Origin of the sequence: Cupriavidus sp. WS, assembly GCF_000395345.1 — a bacterium.
GTDB lineage: Bacteria > Pseudomonadota > Gammaproteobacteria > Burkholderiales > Burkholderiaceae > Cupriavidus > Cupriavidus basilensis_B.
This window is the reverse complement of record NZ_AQPL01000482.1, coordinates 1-2,934: the sequence shown is the minus strand read 5'-3', so window position 1 is coordinate 2,934 and position 2,934 is coordinate 1. Positions and strand designations below refer to the sequence as shown.

Genomic DNA, 2,934 nt, shown 5'->3' with positions numbered 1-2,934 from the left:
ACAAAAAATCTGACAGGTTCGGCCGCCCCCACCAGGGCCGTCAATATCACACCGACGGTGGTACCAAGCACGAGCGTCGTCCGGAATCGCGCAGTCACCTGCTTCCTGTCCTCGCCAGACTTCGCCACGAACACCGTCGCCCGCGTACCGTCTCGCCCCAACACCGCATCGGCGGACTGGAACATGAGCGATGACTTTCCCGTGACCGCCGCTTGGTCAGTGCCTTCCAGCAATGCATCGTTGCCCGTGCGAAACAAAAGCCGGCCATCCAGCGCCGTGACGCGAACGATGAGGTCCGAGTAACCTCGCACCAGATCATCGAAGCGATGCTGCGCCGCCGGGACGCCCTGCACCCCGTCCACCTCGCGCAAGAAATGCTCGACCTGTTCGAGTTTTCCCTTTACAACCTCATCGTCTCTGGCCTCGAGTTGCGCGGCGAGCGAGTAGTAAGCAAAGGCGCCCATGCTGGCCAGCGCGATAGACAGTACCAATGCAAAGAAGAGCCCAAGCCGCCTCGTCAGTGACAGCGGGGTTATCGAAGTCCCGGGCCTCATTCCGTCACCGGCCGCGCTCTGGGTCGAGGACATAGCCCATTCCCCGTACGGTATGGATCAGCTTTTGATCGAAGGGATCATCCACCTTGGATCTCAGGCGCCGGATCGCGACGTCAACGACATTGGTATCCGTGTCGAAGTTGACGTCCCAGACCTGGGACGCGATCGTGGTTCGCGACAGCACCTCCCCTCTCCGGCGCATGAGCAGGTGCAACAGCGAGAACTCCTGATTCGTCAATTCAATGCGGGTAGTTCCCCGGAATACCCGCCTTCCAAGCACGTCGATGTCCAGATCGGCAATGCGCAATCGCTCGGACTCCTTCGAGGTGCTTTGGCGCAAGCAACGCCGGATACGGGCAAGGAGCTCGGCAAAGGCGAAGGGCTTGACCAGGTAATCGTCTGCCCCCAACTCGAAGCCTCTGACACGATCCGCCACATCATCCAGCGCCGTCAGAAACAGTACGGGTGTCTCGGACTTGGATCGAATGGACTTGATGACCGTCCACCCGTCCATACCTGGCAGCATGACGTCCAGGATGATGACGTCGTAGTCGGTCTCTTCCGCCATGTGGAGCCCATCGCCACCATTGTTCGCGATGTCGACCACGAAACCCGACTCCGACAATCCCTTCTGCAAATACTCCGCAGTACGCGGTTCGTCTTCTACAACAAGTACCCGCACCTTAGTTTCCTCCTGCAGCAAGCGACTTCGATCCGACCAGTGCTGGCGATGCATTGAAATGCTGAGCTGCATCCGCTTGTTCGCATGGTGCCAGTTCGAACTGAATGGTCACGTGCGTGATATCGAATTTGTCAGCCAGCATCTGCTTCAATTCCGGTAGCACTTCCATTTCCGGGTTGACGGCCGTGTCATTCACGACATGAACCGTCAAGCTCGCCTTGCCGCTGGTAAGTGCCCAGATGTGGAGGTCATGGAAGCTTTTTACCCCGGGCGTCGCCAGAATTTGCTTCTCAACCTCTGCCAGATCCACGTCATCGGGTACGCCTTCGAGCAGCACATTCAGGCTCGACTTCAGCAGGATCCACGTGCGAGGCAGTACCCAGAGGCCGATCAGCACCGCAATGGCGGAGTCGACCCACGCCCAGCCCGTGAAGCGGATGATGATCGCACCGGCGATGACGCCAACCGACCCGAGCAGATCGCTCCAGACTTCCAGATAAGCACCCTTCACGTTCAGGCTGCTGCTTTGCCCGGAGGACAGCATGCGCATGCTGATGAGATTGATGATCAGGCCCAGCACAGCCACGACGAACATGCCGGTTGACTCAATCTGAGGTGGCGATTTCAGCCGCAGGTAGGCTTCGTACAGGATGTAGATAGCCACACCGAACAGCAGCAATGCGTTAAAGGCCGCGGCAAGAATCTCAAAACGGTAGTAGCCAAATGTCCGCTTCTTGTCCGCGGGTCGCTTGGCGATCGCAATAGCAGCCAGTGCGATGGCCAGTGCGACGGTGTCCGTGAGCATGTGCGCGGCGTCGGAGATCAACGCCAGGCTCTTCGTCATGACACCACCGACCACTTCGGCAATCAGGAACGTACCGGTCAGCGCAAGGGCGATCTTGAGCGATCGCTCGTTGCCACCGGGATGGTCGTGTGAGTGACCTGCGCCCATAGAAACTCCTATAAAAATTGGGCGGTACGATGACCGCCCAAGGATTTACGTCATGCAGGCTGGCGGCCTTGATCCGGTTGATGCGTCTGAGTGACTGGCTCGCGAGTATCTTCCGCGTCCTCATCCTTGCGGTGAGCAAGTCGATAGAGCACCGGCAACACCAGTAGGGTCAGCGCCGTGGACGACAAGATGCCACCGATTACCACCGTTGCGAGGGGACGTTGCACCTCAGCGCCCGTACCGGTGGCGATGGCCATCGGCACGAAACCCAGGGATGCCACCAGGGCCGTCATCAGCACCGGACGCAGTCGCGTCAGGGCGCCAACTCGGACCGCGCTGTCGAGGGAATGCCCTTCTTCGCGCAGCGATCGGATAAACGACAGCATCACCAGACCATTGAGCACCGCCACCCCGCACAGCGCGATGAAGCCCACCGCTGCAGTAATGGACATCGGAATGCCGCGTATCCACAGGGCAAGAATCCCGCCAGTCAGCGCAAAGGGAATGCCCGTGAAGACTAGCAAGCCATCCTTGATGTTGTTGAACATCGCAAACAACAGTACGAAGACCAGCAACAGCGCCACCGGCACTACCACCTGCAGGCGGGTGGTGGCGGACTGCAGTTGCTCAAAGGTGCCACCCCATGTCATCCAGTAGCCAGCCGGGATCTTGACCTGGCTTTGGATAGCCGCTTCCGCCTCGGGCACGAATGAACCAATATCACGTCCACGAACGTTGGCACTGAT

General features: G+C 59.1%; 3 protein-coding genes and 1 pseudogene. All 4 read right to left on the bottom strand.

Annotated features, from left to right (window positions below):
• A pseudogene (czcS, locus tag K206_RS0132080) lies at window positions 1–554 on the bottom strand (sensor histidine kinase CzcS); the annotation flags it as partial.
• A gap of 4 nt (window positions 555–558) precedes the next feature.
• Window positions 559–1,236, bottom strand: a complete 678-nt coding sequence (czcR, locus tag K206_RS0132075) for a heavy metal homeostasis two-component system response regulator CzcR (RefSeq protein ID WP_008646724.1) — start codon at window positions 1,234–1,236, stop codon at window positions 559–561.
• 1 nt (window position 1,237) lies between these two features.
• Window positions 1,238–2,188: a cation diffusion facilitator family transporter gene (locus K206_RS0132070; protein WP_004635344.1), complete on the bottom strand. Its 951-nt coding sequence runs from the start codon at window positions 2,186–2,188 to the stop codon at window positions 1,238–1,240.
• A 50-nt stretch (window positions 2,189–2,238) separates the two neighbouring features.
• Window positions 2,239–2,934: efflux RND transporter permease subunit (locus K206_RS0132065; protein WP_196812947.1), on the bottom strand; the 696-nt coding region annotated here is incomplete at its 5' end.

Bases quoted from the DNA above. Each gene is read 5' to 3' on its own strand.
- K206_RS0132070 (WP_004635344.1), bottom strand. From the start codon at position 2,188: ATGGGCGCAGGTCACTCACACGACCATCCCGGTGGCAACGAGCGATCG.